Below are 23,232 nucleotides of genomic sequence, written 5' to 3'. Positions count from 1 at the left end.
ACGATTTGAGGGAATAACATGCTGAACCTTGAACAGGAACTTAAGATTGCATTAAAAGAATGCGAACAGTTAAAACTCGAAAACCGTAAATTGAAAGAGATATTGAAATATCATAATATTAATCCTGATGTAACCTCTTCTTTTCAAATAGTAAAAAAGGAAGTCATTTCTACTAACAAACAAAAAATTCACGAACGACTAAATATATATAAAGATCTGTTTAAAGGAAGAACAGATGTATACGCATTACGCTGGGAATCAAAAAATGGAAAGTCAGGATACTCGCCTGCATGTGGCAACGAATGGCACCCTGCTTTATGTCAAAAACCCAAAATTAAATGTTCCAATTGCCAGCATCGGACATTACTCCCTCTTAACGATAAGATAATCTATGATCATCTTTCAGGGAAACATACAATCGGTCTCTATCCGCTTTTACAAGATGAAACTTGCTGGTTTTTAGCTGTTGATTTTGATAAAAAAAATTGGGAGAAAGACGTTCGTGCTTTTATTAATACATGTAAAGACTTGAATGTTCCAGCTCACATCGAGCGATCTCGTTCAGGCAATGGATGCCACGTATGGATCTTTTTTGATCAAGCACTTCCCGCTTCCCTAGCTCGCAGACTAGGCAATGTGCTTCTATTAGATACACTTGAAAAACGTTATGAGGTGGGAATGGATTCATATGACCGTTTATTTCCCAATCAAGATACATTGCCAAAAGGCGGGTTCGGCAATTTAATTGCACTTCCTTTGCAGGGTGGTCCAAGAAAGAATGGGAATAGCGTTTTTATAGATGAAAACCATAATCCTTACCCTGATCAATGGCTCTACTTAAAGCATGTGACAAAAATAGGAGTAGACCTTGTTAAGAACATTTTAAAATCAAGTAGTAAAAATGAATTATCAATCACTCTTAAAGAAAACGAACCACCACTTAACAATGGAAACCAATTTTATACACCCTCTAGACTAACGGTTATTGAAAAAAACGGTTTATATATCGACAAAGAAAACCTTCCATCATCATTAATTCATAAAATGATTCAGTTAGCAGCATTCAAAAATCCTGAATTTTTCAAAGCCCAGGCAAGACGGTTATCCACTCATGACATACCAAGAAACATTACTTGTTTTGAAGAAACAGAGAAATTTTTAGTTTTACCACGAGGATGTAAAGAAGATTTAATTAATTTAATGAACGATTACTCTATTGAGTATGATTTTGAGGAGAATACAAATTCAGGAGTCAAAACATCTATAGCTTTCAGTGGGAAATTAAGATCCGAACAAGAACAAGCCGTTCAAAAGTTATTAGAAAACCCCATTGGGATATTGTCGGCAACAACCGAGTTTGGAAAGACTGTAATTGCGGCTGCTCTTATTGCCAAAAGAAATATAAATACATTAATCATTGTTCATCGAAATCAATTAATTGATCAGTGGAAAAGTAGTTTATCTATGTTTTTGAATATGGATGAAAAAGATATTGGTCAGGTTGGCGGGGGGAAAAATAAACAGTCAAATATCATAGATATCGCAACAATACAGAGTCTTAATTACAAAGGTGAAATCAAAGACCAGATTACTCAATATGGACAAATAATTGTAGATGAATGTCATCATATTTCGGCCTACAGTTTTGAAAGGGTTCTAAAAAAAGCTGATGCCAAATACGTACACGGATTAACTGCCACTCCTTACAGAAAAGATGGATTGCAGCCAATTATGACAATGCAGTTAGGACCCATTCGTTATAAGGTGAATGCAAAAAATCAAGCTAAAGTTAGGCCATTTGAACATATCTTGCTGCCTCGGCACACCAACTTCAAGAGCACAAACGAGATCAGCAAAAAAGATATTCACTCGATATATAAAGAGCTCATAAATGATGAAAAACGAAATCAGTTAATCTTTAATGATGTACTAAAAGAATTAGACAGTGGATCAGTTCCGATAATATTAACAGAACGAGTGGAACATGCGGTTTACTTTGAATCAAGATTTAAGGGATTTGCGAAGAACATTATCGTTTTATCCGGTAAGTTAAGCCAAAGAGAAGAAAAAGAGAATCTTAATAAGTTGATTAATCTATCCGATGCTGAGGAAAGATTGATAATTGCCCACTGGAAAATATGTAGGAGAAGGCTTTGATCACGCCCGATTAGATTGCTTGTTTTTAGTCATGCCCTTATCATGGAAAGGGACATTACAACAATACGTTGGAAGACTACATCGTTTACATGATCATAAGATGAAAGTTAAAGTGTACGATTATATCGATGATAAAGAACCTATTTTAAAAGCAATGTATGAAAAAAGAAAAAAGGAATATAAATCGATGGGTTATCAATTATTGGACCAACAAACAACTGCTGAGCCTAAGTCGGAACAAATCAAATTATTTTAGAATATTAGCTAACGGTCAACAAATTTGTTGACTGTTAGTTTTATTGTTTTACTCTTTCAATACTTATAAATACAAATAATTACTAAGAAAAAAATCCTTATATTAATGCTTTTGTTTTCACTGTAATAATGTTTCGACCTGACCAGAATTTATCTTTAAAAAATTGTTTGGAAGGATTTATCTGCTCTAACAAAGAAGTCATTTTTAGGCTATTTTAAGCCCCTTTATATTTTCTTTATACAAATGCATGTGTTTTGTGCGAATCCAGGCATATTTAGAAATATGATGAAGGGAATTAACTGTCTCAATTCGCTGGAGTGATGTATCCAACTCTTATCAAGTGAATGCCCTATATGATATTATACATTCTCAACTTTGTTTTGGCATGGATAGTTCTTTCTTATCGTCATATAAATCAATTTCAACTTCTCCTTTGGTGTTGATCTGTAAATAGAAGACCTGATCTAAAGCAACCTGCCATTCATTCAGTGTTTGATCCAGCCATTGCAGATCTTTCCCTGCTTCAGAAAGAGACTTTGGTAATACTTTTCCATCGGATATAATGGTATAGGGCTGTTTAACTGGCTTAGTAATTAATCCGATATCACTTGGTGTAAGGGGTTGTTTATCACTTTTTAGCAATATACTTAAATCTCCTGGAGGCTCAAGAACCGCAAATTCAACATCCGAAAAATTGAATACACTCTTTTTTCTTAATAATGCTGAAAGTTCTTTTAATGAGATGTTTTCTTTTTTTAAATTCTCTTCAAGTATCTTTCCATTCTGAATAAAAACCGTTCCCGTCCCTTCCACCATGTCTCCAATCCATTTGCTCTTTACCGATAATCGGTCCACTAAAAGTGTAAATAAGCTAAAAATAGCGATACTAATGACGCCATGAAAATAATGTTTCTCCAATCCCATCATTACTTCTCCGGCAATACTTCCGATAGTAATGCCGGACACATAATCAAAAAAGGATAATTGAGAAAGCTGCTTTTTCCCCGTTAACTTAGTGAAAAAAAATAATACTGCTATATATAATAAGGATCTAACAACTACATCTAAATATGAAGGCATTGACCCGCCCACTCCTCTAACCAGATTTACAATGATTCATTTATAATAGTGTTGATGCCCATTTAACAAATTATCCATCAAAATAAGGAAAGTTTACCAAGCAAAAAGAAGCCAACAGGAAATAAGTCATGTTTCCCTGTTGGCTATTTTTGATTAGCGCCCGCTGCAGCACAAAGTCAAAGCAGTGTGATATTGTCATAAACAGCTCGTCACGTTTATAACTTATAGCAAGAAGATGGTTATAAAGGAGCTGAAACATGATTCTAGCCAAATTTCTAGATGAACTGCCTATCTCCCCTATAATGAAACCTTTACGAAAAAATAAGTACAGCAGCTATTACGAAGTAAAAATGACACAGGTTAAGCAGTCACTTCATAGTGAGCTGAATGATACTACTGTATGGGGTTATGAAGGTATGTACCCCGGACCTGCCATTGAGGTTGAAAGCGGTGAGATTGTGTTTATTAAGTGGATCAATAATCTTCCGGAAAAGCATCTTCTCCCTGTAGACTATACGGTCCATGGGGCTCATAAGGATGTGCCGGAAGTTCGAACCGTGGTACATGTTCACGGCGCATGTGTGGAATCAGAAAGCGACGGCTACCCCGAGGCCTGGTTTACACAGGGCTACAAACAAGTCGGCCCCTATTTTAGAAAGCAAATATATCGCTATGATAATTGTAATCGAGCTGCCACTCTCTGGTATCATGATCATGCTCTTGGAATTACGCGGCTTAATATATATGCAGGACTGGCTGGGTTTTTCATAATAAAAGATCAGCGGGAACGTTCGTTAAATCTGCCAAGCGGTTCATATGATATTCCACTTATGCTGCAAGATAAATCGTTTAATTCAGACGGTACTCTTTATTACCCAAAGCATCCGGAGAAACCTATCCCTGAATTAGATACTTCAATCGTTCCGGAATTTATTGGGGATACGATCTTAGTAAATGGCAAAGTCTATCCCTATTTTAACGTGGAGCCGCGTAAGTATCGATTTAGGCTGCTGAATGCTTCTAACACCCGTTACTTTCGGATTCAGCTGGATTCAGGCCAACATATATATCAAATTGGAACGGATGGCGGATTCTTACAGCACCCGATAGCAGTTAAACAAATCCTACTGGCACCGGCAGAACGAGCGGATGTGATTATTGATTTCACCAATCTTGAAGGCAGGAATATTACCATGACTAATGATGCCCCCGCTCCTTTTCCAGCTGGAAGTTTACCGGATGAACATACAAATACCGTGATGCAGTTTAAAGTAACACTTCCGCTGTTAAGTATTGATACGATCCCATTTCTAAAAATCAAAGAACAATCAGCTGCCAAAATACGGTATTTAACCTTAAATGATAATACGGATCAGTATGGCCGTGAATTCATGCTCTTGGATAATAAGCGGTGGGATGCTCCGATTACGGAAAATCCAAAATTATGGTCGACAGAGATTTGGTATCTCATTAACTTAACGGATGATGCTCATCCTATTCATATTCACTTAATAGACTTTCAAATAGTAGACCGCAGGGATTTCGATGCAGATACATTTAAAAAAGAGAGAGTGATTCATTATAAAGGAGAAGCGATGCCTCCTGAACCACAAGAACAAGGCTGGAAGGATACTGTTAACGCCAATCCAAACCAGATCACTAGAATAATTATGAATTTTGGACCTTTTTCGGGATTGTACGTATGGCATTGTCATATTTTAGAGCACGAGGATTATGAAATGATGAGACCGTTTATTGTTATAGAATGAGAGATGTTATCTGTCAATCCTTAACGTTATTATGTAATATACATCTACAAGTTCTTACGATTATTTGCAAGTGTAAATAATTTGTTCTTTTTTGAACGCTCTACGGAAGGAGAAATGGCCAGTCGTCAAATACACAGCAGCGGGCAGCGCCACATAGACTTAGAATAAATTTTCCATAAAAAAAACACTTCAATCAACGAGTTGAAGTGTTTGTTCATTTATTAGGCCCGGTTTTCAAAAAGATCGCCGAATTTAGCTTTTCGTTTATAAACCACCGCTCCGACCTGTTCTTTACCTTTTACAGGTGCTACCGCCCTGACACCTACAACAGGCTTACCAAGTTTGAATAAATCCTTGTCAAAAAAGTTTCTGTGTTCGGAAGGATTAATAATTCTGGTCATTTAGAAGCACCTCCAAATAGATAATTAATCGTTTTTATTAAATCATAGTTCGCAGCAAAATGGGAATCCAGCTGGTCATCTGTCAGGATGTCTGATCCTGAAATGGTTACTGTTATTACCAATTCTTCTCCTATAGGATAGCATATTAAATAAGTTTTGAACAAGTGATCTTTCGTTAAGTGAACCAATTCTTCACCTTTTAATAAGCTGTCTATCACTAGAATTCGATCGGGAGCATTTTCTTCTTTACCATTGTTTACGTTAAAAGAATAAAAAGTAATTTCTCCCGCTTTCCCGGCAGCATGTTTTAAACCATCGAGACCTTCCTTCTTCCAAACACCAACACCATCCATCTTAAAGGAAGGAAGAAGAGCATAAACGCTTCTTAGTGCGTCTGATAAATATTCATAAATTTTCTCATGATCATACACGATAAGTTCCTTGGTTAATTTAAGTGTAAAAAGAGCAACTTCGTCTCTTTCTCTTTGCTTCCTCAGTGCTTCTTTCAACATTTTTTCCGGGTCATTAAAGAATTTCAGCTCTTGAATTTTCTTTATGATATGCTGACAGGATACACTTACGGCAGCATCATGATTTTTGGTTGCAGCCTGATAAGTGAGTGGATTCAACCCGATTAAATCTGAAAGGAGATGATAGTTCTGGATGTCTATATCATTTCTCGTTTTGGGTACTGTATTTGGGATTAAATAAAAGACTCTGCTTCTTTTTAACTTTCCCCAGAACAGCCCCATTTCAAACAAAGTATTATCTCTTGTAATGAGAAACGTTTTTCCGCGTATTTCGATTATGTCATCTGGAGAGCATATAAAAACAGCAAAATCATTTTGATTTAATTGTGTTTCGAGATCCTCCATTGTATAATTGCCGGGTGAAAAAACTCCTGCGTACCATGGGTTTACTTCGGCATGATATTGAAGCGCTTTTTGAACAGCGTTTACATAATCCATAGCCTCTCTCGACGAACCGATAAAAACACAAGGTTTATTCTCCATTAATGCCTCCTATGAAATGTTGCTTGGCCGCTGCTAAAATACGTTATGTAACGGTTTTCTCCTATGAATGAATTATACCATTTTATCCCTCTTATTTAATGATAAATCCGTGAAATGCATCTATGTAATCAGTTTGCTTAATGTAAAACTACAATTTTTTTAAATTTATTATACCTGCTAAAATCCAGGTGAGCAAACGTACGTTCTTACACTGATATGAAGAGATCATGAAGATTTTTATAAAATCGGTAAAACTGATAAAGGAGCACCTCTTTTTATAGAAGCACTCCCACTTTTATGGATCTCTCATTCTTTCGCTTTTTGCAGTAGGCTATACAATCCTTACGGCCGTATCCTCTCTTATCAATCTTTTACGATGGACAAAATAAGATAGCTGAGCGCTTGCTTCATAAAGGACAAGCAGCGGTATAATCACCAGAATGTCTGAAATCAAGTCTGGAGGTGTAATAAGAATTGAAATGATGACCAGGGCAAAATAAGATAGTCTTCGTGCCTTTGCCATTCTTGATGGATTTAAAATTCCCAGTGTTGTTAAGAACATAACCACGAGCGGCATTTCAAATAAAAAGCCGAAAGGCAGTATCAGATTAAGCATAAAGCGGAAATATTTTTCAGCAGTGAACATGGTGTCAAACTGCCCTGATGAAAGAGAAGTCAAAAATCCAATTACAATAGGAAAAAGAACAAAATAACCAAACGAAATTCCTGTGATGAATAATAAAAATAAGCCAGGGATAAAACGGAATGTTACCTTCCTCTCATGAGGTTTTAGGGCTGGTGCTACAAACTGCCATACCTGAAAAGCGGCTAGAGGGATAGTTGCTGCAACAGAACTGACTGCAGCTATCGACATATACACCCACAAAATCTCACTAGGTCCAAGAACCGCCAATGTGCCATCCAAATCCTTAACGAGCAGATGATAGAAATCCTCGACAAATACAAAACTTACAATAAAAAAAGCTGTAAAACCTGCTAACGTTATGATGATCCGCTTCCGCAGCTCTTCTAAATGGTGGGAAATCTGCAATTCCTTGCTGCCCAATGGTTGATTCCTCCTATTTTTATATCCTTATAAACCCTCCTATGTTTCCGGACGGACGCATCTTTAATATTGTCCCGCCTAAAAAAGAAGCAGACGGTTCCCCCGTCTACTCTTCTCAGTAAGGAACCTGATTCAGCCTTCCTTTTTAACAGCTGCAAGCGAAGGCTTTTTCTCTTGCTCATCCGTATCTGAATCGGTTACAAGCCCCTTAGTCGCTCTTTTAAACTCTGTTAAAGTACGCCCGAACGCCCTTCCTATTTCAGGAAGCTTAGAAGGTCCGAAAATAATAAGAGCAATTACAAGAACTAGAATTAGTCCTGGTATACCAATATTTGAAAGCATTTTTACCTTCACCCTTTCTATTTTTACCGCTAATTTAAAATAAGGATATTAATTTAAAACTTTCTTACGGCTTCTTTGTTTTTCATGAGCACGATTATGGGCGCGGTTACGATCTTCTTCCACTTCATTTGTTTTTTGAACACCTTCAGAAACAACAGTCGAAGAAACTTTCCTCAGCCCAGCCTGATCCTTGTCATAAACAAATGATGCTCTTGTCGAAATATCTCCACCTGGTTCAGTGACAAACGGAACAACCCGGTAGTCTGCCCGCCATTGTTCAGGAGTTACCTGGCAGCGAACATAGCCTCTGTAATCATTGAAAAATTTTATATGTGGATTCTGGCTTATTATTTTATCTGTATCAGCACGCTTGTCCGCTCCATTTCCGCCAGACGTTATGCTCGTTCCTACAAATTCAACACCAAACGTTTTTGAATTCGGATCATCAAAATCCAGCTTCAGATTGGAAGCCCAGCTCGCATGCACATCCCCTGTTAACACAATAAGATTATCCAGGTTATTTGTTTTTACGATCTCAATCAAACGTTCGCGCGCAGCAGGATATCCGTCCCACGAATCCATGCTGTATCTAGGAGCAGTTAAGGTTCCATAATTTCTCTGTGCAAAGAAAATTTGCTGAGGCAGCACATTCCAAATAGTTGTCGACTTGGCAAGGTTTTCTGTAACCCACTGTTCTTGTTCCTCCCCAAGAAGGGTACGTTTTGGATCAAGAGATTCTTCTGTCTGTGGTGAACTAGTGTCCCCATTTGCCTGATCATCACGGTATTGACGTGAATCAAGGACGAAGAAGGATGCAAGGTCTCCGTATGTAAAATTCCGGTACAAACGCATATCTGCCCCCTTTGGCAAGGAAGATTTCCTTAGTGGCATATGTTCATAATATGCCTGGTAAGCAGCTGCACGCCGTTTGATGAATGCTTCCACTGACTGCCCTTTCTCAGGAATCAAGCTGGCATAATTATTCTCCACTTCATGGTCATCCCACGTAACGATCCATGGAAATGCTGCGTGTGCGGCCTTTAAATTTACATCTGATTTGTACAGTGCATATCGGTTGCGATAGTCTGCCAAAGTAATGATTTCTGGGCTATTGTGGACGCGGACATTGCCGGTCGGTGAAACATATTCATTTGGTCCGTATTCATATATGTAATCTCCAAGGTGGAAAACAAGATCAAGTTCTTCTTTGGCCATATGTTTATAAGCAGTAAAATACCCGTGTTCATATTGCTGGCAGGATGCAAAAGCGAATGTAAGACTGGAAATGCTTTCACCCAGCTTTGGCAGAGTTTTTGTTTTTCCTGTCTGGCTGACTTCGCCTCCGCTTTTGAAGCGGTAAAAGTAAATAGAGTTCGATTTTAAACCACTCACTTCCACATGCACGCTATGTCCAAGTTCTGGCCGCGCTATCACCTTTCCTTCTTGGACAACCTTGCGGAAATGCTCATCCTTGGCCATTTCCCATTTGACTGGAACAGCTTCTGCAGGCATACCGCCGCCATTCAGAGGGTCTGGCGCAAGCCTTGTCCATAAAACAACACTGTCTGATAGCGGGTCACCCGAAGCCACGCCTAGAGTAAAGGGATAATCGCTGAATTTCGGTGCTGCATTTACCTCAACGCCGCCCATTGACTGCACCATCGCAAGTCCGAGCGAAAGTCCCGCAAGTTTGCTTGCTCCCTGAATAAAGTTTCTGCGATCCATATTCTTGCTTAAACTAGTCTCGCTCCAATTCTTAATGATCTCATCCATAGACCGTTCAAAATTCATTGATTTACTCCTCCTAAAAATCAATCTTTGGAACGGTTCCAGTATATAAGTGATTTTTTAACTGCATGTTAAGAAATGTAAAGACATTCATTTCATTCTAGGTATTTCCATATAGGACAAACGTAGTTTATAAGCTGGAAGGAGCACAAATGGTTATGTATTACCTGCTCGTTTTGCACATTCAGACAGCCATTTTACCTAGTTATTCTTAAAGAAAGCTTTACTAAATCAAAATATAAAGAAAAGGAAATAAGAATCCTTTTACAGAGAATACAAAAAAACCGTTTTAAACAACGGCTTCGGTAAGTATAGCTTGTAAAGAATTATCAACTGTAACGCACGCATCGTTCAATGCAAAGCAGTGAAAAGAACACCCAGCGCAATCAGAACAACTCCGATTCCATTTAAAAGGCTGAGTCTTTCTCCAAAGAAGGCAATCGCAGCTACTGTAGCAATCACAACGCTTAATTTATCAATAGGAGCTACCTGGGATACTTTTCCCGTTTTAAGTGCCAGGAAATAAAAAAGCCATGAAGTGGCCCCTGCTAGTCCGGAGAGTATAACGAACATAAAGGTTTTCTTGGAACCGATAATCTCAGGGATCTTGCTTATATTCCCTTGGAAAGCAACCACACTGAACAAAAAGAGGGTCATAATAACAGACCTGACTGCCGTTGCAGTGTTGGCATCCACCTTTTCTAAACCCATCTTGCCAAATATAGAAACAAAAGCAGCTGATACAGCAGATAGAATGGCATAAATAAGCCAGGACATAACCTCTCACCTTCCGCTTCGTTTCATTGCCGGCAGCCATATGGCAGGTACTGTTTTTTTATATCTCCGTTATTTTATGAAAAAGGAGGGTGAATCATACACTAATTAAGCTTTTCTTAAGAAGTTTAATAAAAAAAAGCAGCAAATGCCGCTTCTTTTTACTGACTGGAGGATGTAGTGATTTTTGGATAAGGGTCTTCACCAATTTTCATATCCTTGCTATTCGTAAATGTATCGTTAGTGCGTATGGTACTTGACTTGGATAAGGCACCTTCCTTAGCCAGTGTTTCAAATCCTTGTTCCAAGTTTGCATTTTTTTCTTGTTCAACAGCAGATGTATTCTTTTTACTCATGTATGACTGGAACTGGCTTTTCAGTCTTTCTAAGGCTTTTGGATTTCGAAACAGGTAGACAGCCGCTCCAACCGCCAGCGTGCCTGCTATATTTCTTGTAATCATCTTTCCACCTCCTCTTTTGATAAACAAGTACCCAGTCCTTTCATGATCAAACATCGCTGGTCTATTTAATAGGGGCAGCCGCTTGAAGTGAAACTGTTATCTGCTCACTGCCCTTTGCTTACCTTCCTGGAACAGAAATAAGACATATACAGCCATTGAGATAAACACGGATAGAGATGCAGCGATATAGATGCTTTGATACCCAAATAAGTGGCCGATCTGTCCAAATACTATTGCTCCTATACCGACACCAAGATCGAAAAAAGAGTAGAAGGTCGCTGTTGCCATTCCTTTTCGATTGGCGGGCGCTTTTTCAATGGACCAGGCCTGCAAAGCGGGCTGAACCATCCCAAAACCTAAGCCGTATAAAACAGCCGCACTATATAAGACAAGTGAATTAGGAAGCCAGGATAAAAAAAGCATGCCGGCTGCTATTAATACGGCACCCGGTATAAATACAGCCCTGTGGCCTTTTTTGTCATACAGCATGCCTGCATAGGTTCTAGTAACCATTAAAGCCAAAGCATAAAATAAAAAATAGATCTGTATTCCTGAAATTCCTTTTTCAGCTGTATATAAAGGCAGAAATGAAGCGATTCCTCCAAAAGTCACCGTTATGAAAAATAAGAGAACGGAAGGCTTTAAGGCACTTTTTTCGCAAAAATCCCATTTGACCCCCACGGCTTTGGCCTTTGGCAGATTGGTTTTTTTAAATTGAATTTTTGCCGATAACAGGAGAGCAGCCAGGCCGAAAAACGCACAAATCCCAAACAGCATATTAAAAGGAACCACCACGGCCAGCAGAAGGCCTAGGGAAGGACCAAAGGCCAGAGCAATATTCCCTGAGAGTCCATAATAGCCCATTCCTTCACCACGCCTTTTGGCCGGGATTAAATCGGTAGCAATGGTCCCGGATGCAGTGGTCGAAAATCCCCAGCCAATCCCCTGGACTATGCGCATGGCAAATAAGAGAAAAATGCTTTCTAAAAAACCAAAGGTCACAACGGCTAAGGCAAAGATAGCAAGACCTGTAAGATACACAAGTTTTCGGCCCTTTGTTTCCAATGCATGTCCTGCATAAGGGCGTATAAGCAGGGCAGAAAAAGTAAAGATTCCGACTATAAATCCGATGAGCTGATCACTGCCGCCTAAGTGTTCAACATACAAGGGAAGCGTTGGAAGTGTCATCTGGAAACCAAGAAAAATAAAAAAATTGGCCAGACAGATTAACACAAAGTCTTTCGTCCAGATCCGTTCCTTTTTAATATATATATTGCTTTCTTCACCTGTCATTCTTTCGTGCATGAACAGTCTCCTCTCAAAATACAAATAGAACTAATAGTCTATGACTTTATTCTAAACAGCTAAAAGCATTAAATGCTCATCTTCTATCTATTTCCCCTTTTTTCAAAACTGTATTTCTATTTTAGAAATAAAATCAAATTAGCCGGCTTTTTATCTTGAAATCATTTGAACAAGTACCTTTCCCACTTCATTTCTCATGTTTTTTTCCTTTCAGAAAACAATAGAAAAAGACCCGGGAATGGTATTAAAAACTCCATTCACTGGGTCTTTTCTATAATGCGTTTAAGAAAAATGATAAGTTACTCCTGTTAAAGCTTCTGATACGCTCCAAAGCTTTTCCATCGTCTCCCGATTATAAACAGAGTCAGCCAGCGTTTCGATCTTAGGATATCCTTTTCGGCTGCCTTTTCCATCTGGACCGATATATTCTCCGCCTTTTAATTGTTCATTTGTTGCTGCATACAGGGTAGGAAGGGCTCAATATGTGCTGGCTGGAGAAATAAGGCTGAAAGTTTTTTAAGAAATAAAGGAGCATCCTTTTGCCCCAGTTTAAATAAATTAGTAGCAGTAATGCCCGGATGGCACGCGATACTCTTTGTAGATATATGATGCTGTTTCAGCCTGTGATCCAGCTCTTTAGAAAATAATAAGTTGGCTAGTTTACTTTGGCCATAGAACTTCATTGCTTTATATCCGTTTTCACCTTGAAGATTATTAAAATCTATAGCAGCGCCTTTATGCGCTAAGCTGCTGAGTGTGACTACCCGAGAATCCGGTGTTTGCTTTAAGAGAGGAAGAAGCAGACCGGTTAAGGCAAAATGCCCTAAATGGTTGCTGCCGAACTGCAGTTCGAATCCATCTTTTGTTTTCAGATAGGGCGGGATCATTACTCCGGCATTGTTGATTAGAATATCCAGAGAGTTATAACGCTTGGAAAAGGTTTCAGCAAATTCACCCACACTTTGCAAATCCGAAAGATCGATTCTCATCACTTCTACTAAAGCATCTTTATTTTCTCGCAAAATGAGCCCCGCTGATTCCTTTCCTTTTAGTTCATTCCGGACGGCTAAGATAACTCGTGCACCTTTATTAGAAAGGGCCTTGGCAGCCTCAAACCCTATACCGCTGTTCGCACCTGTAATAATCATGATCTTACCTTGTAACTCTTGTTCAGTCATTTCTCGGGCCCTCTTTCATTTTGGGAAAATAGGTAATCTATCGAATTTTCGGCTTACAAAAAGAGCCAAGAATGAAAAATGGGTCATTCAAGGCTCTTAATTATATATATGAGAGCCAATATCATATATTCCAATTCTCTATGAATGTTGCACACTCTCGTAAACTAATAAATTTTGGTAAATAATAGTCAGCAGCGGAGCTTTAATAGAGTATTGCTCAGCTAATTTCAATAAAAATCCTGGTATATGTCCTGCTTCGACGGCTGTGCCTTTTTCCATATCCCGCTGCATGGACGATTTCATGTTATAAGTCATTTTTACTATTGTATTCAAATGTTCTTCCACAATGTCTTCACGGATAGGAGCACCATGAGCTGACATGATGTTTGCTGTTTCTTCGAGCAATTGGAGGAAAAGAGCCCGTCCACCCTCTAGATCGCGAATAGGACCGACTGGACTGCGCATTAAAGTAGTCAAGCCTGATAATGTAGTAATAAAGAGGTATTTGTGCCACATATCCTGCTCAATTTGCTCACTTAAGACAAAAGAAGCTTTAGTGCCGCTTAACAATTCGGCAATTCTGCTTATTCTGTCAGAGCTGCGTTCCTCCATTTCTCCAAAAACCACGCGATGCATGGGGCTCGTTTGAATAATCTCCCCTCCATCATTAAGAGTTGTTTCGATGAAACACAATCCGCCGATAACCTTTTCTTTGCCTAATTCTTGTTGTAATCTATGTATATGTGCCATTCCATTTAACAGGGGCAGCACAACCGTGTTCTCACCAACGAAGGGTTTTACATCATTAATCGCATCCTCTAAGTGATATGCTTTTGTTGAAAACAAAATTAAATCAAAAGAAGAAGCTGGTTCCGCTGCAGTTATTAATTGCGGCTTGACTCTCATATCACCGTGTATGCTATGAATCACTAAACCATGTTTCTCCAGGTGCTGTTTACGGCTGCTTCGAACAAGAAAAGTAACATCTTCCCCCTTCTCTGCTAATCTGCCTCCAAAATAGCCTCCGACTCCACCTGCTCCTAACACTAAAATGCGCATATTCATTCTTCTCCCCCTAATCCAATCGCTTTATTAATTTTATCATAGTTTAAGCGTTTTCATAGTAACGAGACAGCTCGACGATCATGGCACCCATTCTTTCATTCTCAGGTACAAGATATTTCTCTACACCTTCTTCAAATAAAGCCTCTGCTGTTACTTTCCCTACAGCCACAGCCATTACTGGCCCATTAAAAGCATTCAGTAACTGAGAAGTAATCCCAAATTCTCTTCCATAGGTAAATAATGAACGAACTTGAACGGCCGTTGTAAAACAAAATGCATCAAATTGATGTTCCATTAATTCAGAGCAAAGTTTCTTCACAGATTCCTGTTCTGGAGGAATATGCCGATAAGGAAGAATTGTTGATACTATGGATCCTTGATCTTTAAAGAACTTTGTTAAGGCAGGGGCAGGGTCTCCATGGAGCTGAATCACTACTTTCTTGCCGCGGAAATCCTCATTTTCAAGAGCTCTAATGAGTCCTCTTGTAGTTCCGTCATCATCAACCGCCACTGGTACAATTCCTGCCTTTTTTAATACCGCAAAGGACTTATATCCTCTCGCCGCGACATTTGCCTCAATAATACGTTGTAAAAATGCTTCTTTCACATTGAGTTTTTCAGAAAGGCTAAATAGAGATTCAATTCCTATTCCGGTGGTGAAAATGATCCAGTCTGCTCCTTCGTTTATGAACGTCTGCATTTCTGGCTCTACTTCTCGTTCTGCCAAAAAAACGGTTCCCTGAAGAGACCGCACAGATGCCTCACCACCTTGTTTTTGAATCAAGGCACTGATTTCTTCTGTTTTGCGGGAACCTCCTATACCGACTCTTTTTCCAGCCAGCCCTTTACCCATCGTATTTCCCCCGTTTCACTGGTGAATTTAATTCTATAATGATTATTAATTTTATGGCTTTTTAGGATTTAACACAACTCAGGTGGTACGCCATGTTCATTGCTTTCACTAGAAAATCCAGTCCCATAAATAAAGAGCACTCGGCAGCCGAGTGCTCTAATGTTATACCGCGTATAGGATCAAAAGTTATTTTTTGATTTAAAATAAGCCTGAATCTACAAATCCTCTAAAATATTTTCCCTTTCGTTATCCTTTTCGTTATAGGTTAGCACCTCGTCAACCGGCTGATAAGAGTTCCCGTAAAAGTGCTGGTCCTTATAAGTATGAATCATATCATACGTTTTTTTCATGGCCTCAAAAATGACTTCTTCAGGTTCATTGTTTGGAGCCCAGTACAAGATTTCCATCTCATTAATCTGTTTTGTTGCCAAAGACCTTCTTCGATAGCCTATTCTCTGTGCGTGTTCAAAACCTTCACGTTTATAAAAACGCAGTCTTTTTTCTGTATCTGTATCCTCATAGTTGACTGGTTCGACTTCAAGAATAATAGGCTTTTCCTTTCTTTTCATTTTGTCTAGTAATTTACGCCCGAGACCTTCGCCACGGGCATCTTTAGATACAAAGAGATAATCAATAAAAACAAAGCTGTCTAGTTCTACATACATTAAAACATGGTTAGGTCCTTCATCTTTATGATATATATCTGATTTTTCTTTAAGTAATGTTTCCATATGCTCTTTAGATTTCATTTCTTCAATTGGAAAATACTGATTTAATTTTTCATACCAGTGCATAGCTAAACCCCTTTATATGTTAGTTTCATTTGCTGTTTATTAACAAGAATTCTAAATGCCTCAAGAGTACTATACCCTTAATATAGAAAGATAAAATTCTTTGTGCCCTAAAGCTGCAGATATGCAGCAGAAAGCCCCGGATTCAACACGAATCCAGGGCTTAGCTTTCCCGATTATACATTCAAATTATTAAGACTTATCTTCCATGATCTCATCAAAGGCAACGGACACTTTCTCGAATTCCTCGTCTGATTCAATAGCTGCCAGGTCACCATCCTGGTCCACTTTTAAAAAGAATACGTCAATATCATTCTCCGTTTCCTGGCGGATATCTTCCACAAAGGCAACAGCCGCATACTCCGTACCTTCAATATTAATTGTTCCCAGTACTTCAACTTCCTGGTCTTCTCCAGTATCGGCTGCAATTGTAAATGTTTCTCCGACTTCAATTCTTTCCATGAACATTCTCCTCCCTAAATGAATTACTATATTTATCTTCCCAATGTAAGTAGAATTAATGCTAAAAAATGAAAATTAATTCTGATGTCTTAACCTTAAAGCTTCGTGCAGATAATCAGCTTACCTTCAAATGAGCTGATTAACATGCTGAACAAACAAAAATAAAACGGCCTCCCGAAATTTTTATTCGAGCGGCCGTTTTATTTTATGGCTTATTCAATTAACCTGAGAGCGGCAGCAAGAGTTTCAACAATTAATTCCAAATCTTGTTCTTCAATATTTAAAGGAGGTGACAGGGTCAATATATTATTAAATCCAGCTACGGTTGTGCCATTTTTCCCTATCAATACACCTTGATTTTTGCATTCGGCTATGACTCGGTTTACAAGGCCGACTTCCAGCGGTTCTTTAGTTGTTTTATCTTTAACCAGCTCGATGCCGATCAGCAGCCCCTTGCCGCGGACATCTCCTACATTCGGATGGGAAAGAAGCAGACTTGATAGATCGGCTAACATTTTGCTTCCTAACTCTTCCGACCGATCAAACAGCTTTTCCTTTTCCATAATTTCGAGATTTTTGAGAGCTAAGGCGCAGGCTGCAGGATTACCCCCAAAAGTATTCACATGACGAAAAAAATCGTATTCTTCTGATCCTTTAAAGGCCTCATAAATTTCTTTGCGGACAGCCGTTGCTGACAGCGGCAGATATGCACTTGTAATCCCTTTTGCCATCGTAATGATATCTGGCTTTACGCCATAATTCATAAATCCGAACGGTTTGCCTGTCCGGCCGAAGCCGCAGATCACTTCATCTGAAATAAGAAGCGCTCCATGCTTTTCACACACTTCTTTTACGGCTTTCATATATCCTTCCGGAGGAACAAGAACGCCGCCGCCTGTAATGATCGGTTCCATAATCATCGCAGCGATCGTTTCACTATGCTCCCATGTCATCAGCCGGTCAACTTCTTTAACTGACAGCAAGTCTCTTGGGTCAGACACATTGCAATCATCCCGATAAGAGTCGGGCGGTGATACATGCAGGAAACCAGGTGAAAGCGGCTCATATTTATACTTTCTCTCAGCCTGCCCTGTAGCGGCCAAAGCACCCATCGAACTGCCATGGTAGCCTCTATAGCGGGATACAATTTTATAGCGGGAGTGGGCTCCCCTTTGCTGATGGTACTGGCGCACTATTTTAAATGCAGCCTCGTTCGCTTCCGATCCGCTGTTTGAAAAAAAGATAACATATTCATCTTCGAGCCATTCATTTAGCTTTTCAGCAAGCCTTATGGCTGGTACATGGCTTTGAGACAGCGGAAAATAAGCCATTTCCTTCAGCTGCTCATAGGCAGCTTCAGCGAGTTCAGTTCTGCCATACCCAACATTTACACACCACAGCCCTGCCATGGCATCCAGATAGCGTTTTCCATCAGCATCTGTCACCCATGAACCCTGTGCTTTGGCTGCAACAAGGGTTGCTTTCGGGTTATAAGGCTTCATTGAGTGCCAAAGATACCTTTCATCATGGGAAAGGAGTGTATCCTGGGAATTGCTCATTTTAACCATTCATCATCCTCCTATTCTTTTACTTACGATTCAAAACGGGAAGTAATCATTTTTTTGCGGGTATAGAAATTTACCCCGTCTTTACCATTTACATGCAGATCTCCGTAAAATGAATCTTTCCAGCCGGAAAAAGGAAAGAAGGCCATGGTTGCCGGGACTCCCACATTGATTCCGAGCATCCCAGCGTCTGCTTCTTCACGAAATTGCCGTATAGCACCTGCATTGTTTGTATAAATGGTCGCTCCGTTCCCATACCGGGACTTGCGGATAAATTCAAGTCCTTCATCTAGATCTTTCGCACGCAGCAAACTTAAGACAGGAGCAAAGATTTCATCCTTTGCAATGGTCATTTCTGGAGTCACTCTGTCAAAAATGGTCGGCCCCAGGAAATTTCCATGCGGATGCTCATGAATTTCTCTTCGGCCATCCCTGATAAGCTCGGCGCCCTCACCGATTCCTTTCTCTATGTAGCTAAGTACTTTTTCTCGATGCTCTCTTCGGATTACCGGGGTCAGCAGTACTTCGTCATCCATGCCATTTCCAATAATCAGATCGTCAGCTTTCTTCTTTAAGGCCTGGATAAACCGTTCATTTTCTCCGACTACTACTACAGCACTGCAGGCCATGCATCTTTGTCCGGCGCTGCCAAAAGTGGAACTGATAATATGCTGCACAGCCTTATCCATATCAGCATCCGGCATCACGATATGATGATTTTTAGCTCCAGACAGTGCTTGAACTCTTTTGCCTTCTGCAGCGGCCCTTTCATACACAAATTTAGCTACGGCCTGTGAACCGACAAACGAAATGGCAGCAATATCCTTGTGTTCGAGCAGGCCATTTACAACATCATGGGCTCCATGTACTACGTTGAGGACTCCCGGCGGTGCACCAGCTTCAGAGAACAGTTCGGCAAGCCTGTTTGCCAGAATCGGCGTACGCTCTGAAGGTTTTAATACAAAGGTATTTCCACAGGCAACAGCCAGAGGGAACATCCATAACGGCACCATCATCGGAAAATTGAACGGTGTAATTCCGCCGACAACTCCGAGAGGGTACCGGAACATTTCTGAATCAATCTCTTCTGCAATTCCGGATAAAGTTTCACCCATCATTAATGTAGGCGCTCCGGCTGCAAATTCTACACATTCAATGCCGCGCTGGACTTCTCCATAAGCCTCTTTATAAGCCTTGCCATTTTCTCTTACAATCAGCTTAGCAAGCTCTGCGTGATGATCCGTAAGAAGCGTATGATACTTAAACAGCAGCCGGGCTCGCTTTGGAACAGGAACTCTTTTCCATATGGCAAATGCTGCCTTGGCAGCAGAAACCGCCAAATTCACATCCTCTTTTGTTGAAACAGGTACCTTAGTGAGCAGTTCGTCTGTTGCTGGATTAGGGACCTCGAGACTCCGCCGGCTGCTGGAGCTTTTCCACTCTCCATTAATATAGTTTTTTAATATCATGGTATCACTGCCAGTTATACTCATTATTCCATCTCCTTTGTTCTGGTTAAAAAGTTATTACTATTAAACCCTGCTAAACTGTAATAAAAGGATGAGCAGACTTCTCCCACACTTTGGGTTATTTTTACCAATTAATTTTACCCATTGTTCTGCTGCATAAGGATACTGGAGAAATACTTGCGCGCATTAGCGGTGCCAATATGCAGGGATTTACAATGACCCTGATCTTTATGAGTAAAATTTACGAAAGCGCCGTCTAAGTTTTCGATTACACTTTGAATTCTGTAACCAGACCTAATGAGATCATCAATCTGCTCTTTTTCAGTTAAAAACTCTTTATATTCTGACATTGCCTCCCCCTCCAAATTTGACTCTAGACGCTTAGTTGTAACTATTATTTTTCTGCTCCAGTTTCATAGTCATCAATCACCCAGTCACGGCCTACAGAAATTCCTAAGTACTTCTCATCGCTCGGATCCTCAATCTCAGCCTGCCGATATTTCTTGAACCACCAATATTTTGCCAGAACATAATAAATGGCGGCACCAGCTAGGAAACCAACTAAAAATCCATAGTCCTTAGTAAAATAGGAGGCTGTTGCTCCTATGATCCAGGCAAGGAAACCTGCGAGATTCACTCCGCCGCTGTACCGGTACTGGCCGAAATCTTCATATAATTGGGGCACATTGACTCTTCGTTTCCGAAGTAAATAATAATCAGCAAAAAGAATTCCAACGATGGCAGACAAAATTCCTCCTACCACTAATAGAAACGGGATAATAACGTCAAATAAATTCCAAGGCTGAACAACGGAACCAACGATTCCTGCCGTTATAACGCCGGCCCAAAACGGAAACTTTGGTCCGCCGACATTTGAGAAGATCGTGGCAGCAGGGACGACGTTCGCGGCCGTATTTGTGGACCATTGTGCAAGAACAATCATTAATAAAAGAATCGCAAGAATGATGCCGCTTGCGGACTTTTGCAGAGCAGCTACTGGATCGGAATTCAACACGGCGATGTATGAAACAGCTCCGATGATGATCATAAATGTCTGTGTTAAAGGCATGGCCACCATATTGCCCCACAGTGAAACTTTATTTCGTTTAAACCAGTTTTTTTCATTCACAGGCGCTTTGATAAACCGGGAAATGGAGGGGATGTCTGCTCCCAGCGTGGCCCAGAAACCCATATTGCTGAAAATAACTACCAAAAAGGCTGTAAAAGCCGCGCCGCCCGACACCGGGTCTTGAGCCCAGCTCCACACATCACGTCCTTCTGATGCTGCGGTATCTGATAAAGAGAGATACATCCAAATAGAAATTAATAGAATGATTGGAGCAGCCAGATCAGCAAAACGTTCGATGGACTTTATCCCTAAGGCTGTGTTAACAAGCTGTACAACCGCGAAAATGAGGTAGCAGACAAACCAATTATCAAAACCGAATAAAATATCTAATATTCCATTCATGGCTGTAGACCCGAAATACGTGTTTATCCCAAACCACATCGATGCTGTAACACCGCGGGTTACGGAAGGGATATGTGTGCCGATCGTCCCAAAAGGAGCTCTCATGTAAACAGGAAAGGACAGCCCGTGTTCGATCCCTATATCAGCAATTAATGAGATAAAAAATCCGATCGCGATACAACCTATAACGGTTGCAAGAATGACAACCGGCAGCGGCAGAGTCATCACCCCTGCCCCTCCGATCGCAAAGGTTGCAAGAACAACTACCATTCCTACCCACATAAAAGAAAATCCTAAAGAAGTAATGGTCCTGTCTTTTTGAAGAATGGGGTATAAATCCGGTGATTTCAGGTGGCTTTTTTTCATGGAACTCTCCTCTTTCGGTTTAAAATAATAGAATCTTTTCTTTATTTCTAATAACCGATCTTCCTCTCGAAAATGATTAGAGGAAGCAGCTCACAGTCGGACGGCATGGGAGGCGTTCAGATCAATGAAACCGTAGAATATGGAATAGTAGATTGAAGATAAAACTGCTAGATTGATAGAGTTTCGTTTTGATCTATAGAAGTGTTCTGTTTATATTTAGCCCTTTTTAGGTATTTGCCGGAACCAGGGCTGCCAACAAACTTTTTATCGCGGATGACAAATTCCCCTCTCACTAATACGGAAACAGGTTCCCCTCTCACTTTCATACCTTCAAATGCATTGTAATCGACGGCCATATTGTGAGTTTCAGCAGAAAGAGTTCTTTCCATTTCAGGGTCAAATATGACGATGTCTGCATCAGATCCAACGGAAATAGTACCCTTTTTAGGATATAACCCAAAAAGCTTAGCAGCTCGAGTGGATGTGATATCAACAAATTGATTAAGGTCAATCCGGCCCTTTTTTACTCCTTCAGAGAAAAGTATAGAGAACCGGTCTTCAATGGTAGGGCCGCCGTTAGGTATTTTAGTAAAATCGTCTCTACCCAAATCTTTTTGCCCTTTAAAGTCGAATGAGCATTGATCAGACCCAATAGTCTGGAGCTGGCCAGTTTTCAGGGCATTCCAAAGTACCTCCTGATTCCACTTCTCCCTTAGAGGAGGAGACCATACATACTTAGCCCCTTCAAAGTCAGGTTTCTCTAAATAACTCTCATCCAGCACTAAATACTGAGGACACGTTTCTCCCCAAATATCAAAGCCCTTAGCCCGCGCTTCAGAGATTTTCTCAACAGCATCAGCACATGATACGTGGACAACATATAACTGGGAATCAGCAAGCCCGGCCAGCTGGGCAGCCCGCCCTGTAGCTTCTCCTTCTACCTCAGGCGGCCTTGTTAAAGCATGATAAATAGGTTCCGTTTTTCCCTCCTTTAATGCCTTCTTTGTGAGGAAATCAATGACATCCCCATTCTCTGCATGCACCATAACAAGGGCGCCCAGCTCCTTAGCGGCCAGGAGAGTCCTGAATAAGGTTTCATCATCTGCCTGAAAGACATTTTTATAAGCCATAAAAACCTTAAATGAGGTAATTCCTTCTTTCTCAATGATCTGTGGCAGCTCGTTTAAAACCTTCTCATTGATCTCCCCGATCATGAGATGGAATCCATAGTCAATGACCGCTTTGTCCCTCGATTTTTTGTGCCACGTTTGAATGGCTGTTTTCAATGGTTCACCTTTAGCAGTAAGACAGAAATCAATAATGGTAGTGGTTCCTCCAAATGCGGCGGCAATGGTTCCAGTTTCAAAATCGTCTTTCGTTACAGTTCCGCAAAAAGGCATATCGAGGTGGGTATGCGGATCAATTCCACCAGGGAAAACATAGCGGCCTTCCGCGTTTATAATCTCTGCACCAGCAGCAGGCAGATTTGTACCGATTGCTGAAATAATGCCGTTTTCTATTAATAAATCTGCTGAAAATGTATCTGCTGCTGTGACAATGGTTCCGTTCTTAATCAGCTTTTTCATCATTCTCCCCCTTT

22 protein-coding genes are annotated in these 23,232 nt (G+C 40.2%); 3 read left to right on the top strand and 19 right to left on the bottom strand.

Annotation, left to right across the window (positions count from 1 at the left end):
* The first annotated feature begins 18 nt into the window (after positions 1–18).
* Together JOC77_RS03400 and JOC77_RS21700 are read left to right on the top strand one after the other, a co-directional pair.
* Positions 19–2,157, top strand: coding sequence for a TOTE conflict system archaeo-eukaryotic primase domain-containing protein (locus JOC77_RS03400; protein WP_338047168.1), 2,139 nt, complete (start codon positions 19–21; stop codon positions 2,155–2,157).
* Positions 2,123–2,413, top strand: a complete 291-nt coding sequence (locus JOC77_RS21700) for a hypothetical protein (RefSeq protein WP_338047167.1) — start codon at positions 2,123–2,125, stop codon at positions 2,411–2,413. Before JOC77_RS03400 ends, JOC77_RS21700 begins: the two co-directional genes overlap by 35 nt.
* 369 nt (positions 2,414–2,782) lie before the next feature.
* Here the strand turns inward: JOC77_RS21700 and JOC77_RS03395 are convergent, their stop codons facing one another.
* A complete protein-coding gene (locus JOC77_RS03395; RefSeq protein WP_204538590.1) occupies positions 2,783–3,493 on the bottom strand; it encodes a DUF421 domain-containing protein in 711 nt (236 codons plus the stop codon).
* 257 nt (positions 3,494–3,750) lie between these two features.
* Between JOC77_RS03395 and JOC77_RS03390 the strand changes: the two genes are divergently transcribed.
* Positions 3,751–5,262 (top strand): multicopper oxidase family protein, encoded by a 1,512-nt coding sequence (locus tag JOC77_RS03390; protein WP_204538587.1) that lies wholly within the window; start codon positions 3,751–3,753, stop codon positions 5,260–5,262.
* A 221-nt stretch (positions 5,263–5,483) separates the two neighbouring features.
* On the opposite strand, the gene JOC77_RS03385 is transcribed toward JOC77_RS03390, so the two are convergent.
* From JOC77_RS03385 to hydA, 18 genes are all read right to left on the bottom strand, one after another.
* Positions 5,484–5,663 (bottom strand): hypothetical protein, encoded by a 180-nt coding sequence (locus JOC77_RS03385; protein ID WP_204538584.1) that lies wholly within the window; start codon positions 5,661–5,663, stop codon positions 5,484–5,486.
* Entirely contained in the window at positions 5,660–6,676 is a 1,017-nt protein-coding gene (locus JOC77_RS03380) for a TIR domain-containing protein (RefSeq protein ID WP_204538581.1), read from the bottom strand. Before JOC77_RS03380 ends, JOC77_RS03385 begins: the two co-directional genes overlap by 4 nt.
* A gap of 331 nt (positions 6,677–7,007) precedes the next feature.
* On the bottom strand, positions 7,008–7,742 hold the full coding sequence (gene tatC / locus JOC77_RS03375; protein WP_204538578.1) for a twin-arginine translocase subunit TatC: 735 nt from the start codon (positions 7,740–7,742) through the stop codon (positions 7,008–7,010).
* A gap of 132 nt (positions 7,743–7,874) precedes the next feature.
* Positions 7,875–8,084 (bottom strand): twin-arginine translocase TatA/TatE family subunit, encoded by a 210-nt coding sequence (locus JOC77_RS03370; protein ID WP_204538575.1) that lies wholly within the window; start codon positions 8,082–8,084, stop codon positions 7,875–7,877.
* Between the two features lie 48 nt (positions 8,085–8,132).
* Entirely contained in the window at positions 8,133–9,875 is a 1,743-nt protein-coding gene (locus JOC77_RS03365) for an alkaline phosphatase D family protein (protein ID WP_204538572.1), read from the bottom strand.
* A gap of 348 nt (positions 9,876–10,223) precedes the next feature.
* Positions 10,224–10,649 (bottom strand): EamA family transporter, encoded by a 426-nt coding sequence (locus JOC77_RS03360; protein ID WP_204538569.1) that lies wholly within the window; start codon positions 10,647–10,649, stop codon positions 10,224–10,226.
* Between the two features lie 158 nt (positions 10,650–10,807).
* Positions 10,808–11,107 carry a hypothetical protein gene (locus JOC77_RS03355; protein WP_204538566.1) on the bottom strand — a complete coding sequence of 100 codons (300 nt, stop codon included), beginning with the start codon at positions 11,105–11,107 and terminating at the stop codon, positions 10,808–10,810.
* Between the two features lie 96 nt (positions 11,108–11,203).
* Positions 11,204–12,412: an MFS transporter gene (locus JOC77_RS03350; protein ID WP_239558567.1), complete on the bottom strand. Its 1,209-nt coding sequence runs from the start codon at positions 12,410–12,412 to the stop codon at positions 11,204–11,206.
* A gap of 437 nt (positions 12,413–12,849) precedes the next feature.
* The gene (locus tag JOC77_RS03345) at positions 12,850–13,590 is read right to left on the bottom strand and encodes an oxidoreductase (RefSeq protein ID WP_338047166.1); all 741 of its coding nucleotides are present in this window, start codon (positions 13,588–13,590) and stop codon (positions 12,850–12,852) included.
* A 138-nt stretch (positions 13,591–13,728) separates the two neighbouring features.
* Entirely contained in the window at positions 13,729–14,649 is a 921-nt protein-coding gene (panE, locus tag JOC77_RS03340) for a 2-dehydropantoate 2-reductase (protein ID WP_204539179.1), read from the bottom strand.
* A gap of 49 nt (positions 14,650–14,698) precedes the next feature.
* Positions 14,699–15,508 (bottom strand): uroporphyrinogen-III synthase, encoded by an 810-nt coding sequence (locus JOC77_RS03335; RefSeq protein WP_204538563.1) that lies wholly within the window; start codon positions 15,506–15,508, stop codon positions 14,699–14,701.
* A 215-nt stretch (positions 15,509–15,723) separates the two neighbouring features.
* The gene (locus JOC77_RS03330) at positions 15,724–16,302 is read right to left on the bottom strand and encodes a GNAT family N-acetyltransferase (protein WP_204538561.1); all 579 of its coding nucleotides are present in this window, start codon (positions 16,300–16,302) and stop codon (positions 15,724–15,726) included.
* Positions 16,303–16,491: 189 nt separating this feature from the next.
* Positions 16,492–16,761 (bottom strand): DUF1292 domain-containing protein, encoded by a 270-nt coding sequence (locus JOC77_RS03325; RefSeq protein WP_204538558.1) that lies wholly within the window; start codon positions 16,759–16,761, stop codon positions 16,492–16,494.
* Positions 16,762–16,973: 212 nt separating this feature from the next.
* Positions 16,974–18,329: an aspartate aminotransferase family protein gene (locus JOC77_RS03320; RefSeq protein WP_204538555.1), complete on the bottom strand. Its 1,356-nt coding sequence runs from the start codon at positions 18,327–18,329 to the stop codon at positions 16,974–16,976.
* Positions 18,330–18,352: 23 nt separating this feature from the next.
* On the bottom strand, positions 18,353–19,819 hold the full coding sequence (locus tag JOC77_RS03315; protein ID WP_204538552.1) for a CoA-acylating methylmalonate-semialdehyde dehydrogenase: 1,467 nt from the start codon (positions 19,817–19,819) through the stop codon (positions 18,353–18,355).
* A gap of 113 nt (positions 19,820–19,932) precedes the next feature.
* The gene (locus JOC77_RS03310) at positions 19,933–20,145 is read right to left on the bottom strand and encodes a hypothetical protein (RefSeq protein ID WP_204538549.1); all 213 of its coding nucleotides are present in this window, start codon (positions 20,143–20,145) and stop codon (positions 19,933–19,935) included.
* Positions 20,146–20,189: 44 nt separating this feature from the next.
* The gene (locus JOC77_RS03305) at positions 20,190–21,632 is read right to left on the bottom strand and encodes an NCS1 family transporter (protein ID WP_204538546.1); all 1,443 of its coding nucleotides are present in this window, start codon (positions 21,630–21,632) and stop codon (positions 20,190–20,192) included.
* A 167-nt stretch (positions 21,633–21,799) separates the two neighbouring features.
* Entirely contained in the window at positions 21,800–23,218 is a 1,419-nt protein-coding gene (hydA, locus tag JOC77_RS03300) for a dihydropyrimidinase (RefSeq protein ID WP_204538543.1), read from the bottom strand.
* Between the last annotated feature and the right edge of the window lie 14 nt (positions 23,219–23,232).

Origin of the sequence: Peribacillus deserti, from assembly GCF_016909175.1 — a bacterium.
Lineage (GTDB): Bacteria > Bacillota > Bacilli > Bacillales > DSM-1321 > Paraperibacillus > Paraperibacillus deserti.
This window is presented reverse-complemented; position numbering and strand designations above follow the sequence as displayed.

What these genes read in the sequence shown, in the direction of transcription:
- JOC77_RS03400 (WP_338047168.1), top strand. Translation starts at nt 19, where the DNA reads ATGCTGAACCTTGAACAGGAACTTAAGATTGCATTAAAAGAATGCGAA.
- JOC77_RS03395 (WP_204538590.1), bottom strand. Translation starts at nt 3,493, where the DNA reads ATGCCTTCATATTTAGATGTAGTTGTTAGATCCTTATTATATATAGCA.
- JOC77_RS03390 (WP_204538587.1), top strand. Translation starts at nt 3,751, where the DNA reads ATGATTCTAGCCAAATTTCTAGATGAACTGCCTATCTCCCCTATAATG.
- JOC77_RS03385 (WP_204538584.1), bottom strand. Translation starts at nt 5,663, where the DNA reads ATGACCAGAATTATTAATCCTTCCGAACACAGAAACTTTTTTGACAAG.
- JOC77_RS03380 (WP_204538581.1), bottom strand. Translation starts at nt 6,676, where the DNA reads ATGGAGAATAAACCTTGTGTTTTTATCGGTTCGTCGAGAGAGGCTATG.
- JOC77_RS03370 (WP_204538575.1), bottom strand. Translation starts at nt 8,084, where the DNA reads ATGCTTTCAAATATTGGTATACCAGGACTAATTCTAGTTCTTGTAATT.
- JOC77_RS03365 (WP_204538572.1), bottom strand. Translation starts at nt 9,875, where the DNA reads ATGAATTTTGAACGGTCTATGGATGAGATCATTAAGAATTGGAGCGAG.
- JOC77_RS03360 (WP_204538569.1), bottom strand. Translation starts at nt 10,649, where the DNA reads ATGTCCTGGCTTATTTATGCCATTCTATCTGCTGTATCAGCTGCTTTT.
- JOC77_RS03355 (WP_204538566.1), bottom strand. Translation starts at nt 11,107, where the DNA reads ATGATTACAAGAAATATAGCAGGCACGCTGGCGGTTGGAGCGGCTGTC.
- JOC77_RS03350 (WP_239558567.1), bottom strand. Translation starts at nt 12,412, where the DNA reads ATGCACGAAAGAATGACAGGTGAAGAAAGCAATATATATATTAAAAAG.
- JOC77_RS03345 (WP_338047166.1), bottom strand. Translation starts at nt 13,590, where the DNA reads ATGACTGAACAAGAGTTACAAGGTAAGATCATGATTATTACAGGTGCG.
- panE (WP_204539179.1), bottom strand. Translation starts at nt 14,649, where the DNA reads ATGCGCATTTTAGTGTTAGGAGCAGGTGGAGTCGGAGGCTATTTTGGA.
- JOC77_RS03335 (WP_204538563.1), bottom strand. Translation starts at nt 15,508, where the DNA reads ATGGGTAAAGGGCTGGCTGGAAAAAGAGTCGGTATAGGAGGTTCCCGC.
- JOC77_RS03330 (WP_204538561.1), bottom strand. Translation starts at nt 16,302, where the DNA reads ATGCACTGGTATGAAAAATTAAATCAGTATTTTCCAATTGAAGAAATG.
- JOC77_RS03325 (WP_204538558.1), bottom strand. Translation starts at nt 16,761, where the DNA reads ATGGAAAGAATTGAAGTCGGAGAAACATTTACAATTGCAGCCGATACT.
- JOC77_RS03320 (WP_204538555.1), bottom strand. Translation starts at nt 18,329, where the DNA reads ATGGTTAAAATGAGCAATTCCCAGGATACACTCCTTTCCCATGATGAA.
- JOC77_RS03315 (WP_204538552.1), bottom strand. Translation starts at nt 19,819, where the DNA reads ATGAGTATAACTGGCAGTGATACCATGATATTAAAAAACTATATTAAT.
- JOC77_RS03310 (WP_204538549.1), bottom strand. Translation starts at nt 20,145, where the DNA reads ATGTCAGAATATAAAGAGTTTTTAACTGAAAAAGAGCAGATTGATGAT.
- JOC77_RS03305 (WP_204538546.1), bottom strand. Translation starts at nt 21,632, where the DNA reads ATGAAAAAAAGCCACCTGAAATCACCGGATTTATACCCCATTCTTCAA.
- hydA (WP_204538543.1), bottom strand. Translation starts at nt 23,218, where the DNA reads ATGAAAAAGCTGATTAAGAACGGAACCATTGTCACAGCAGCAGATACA.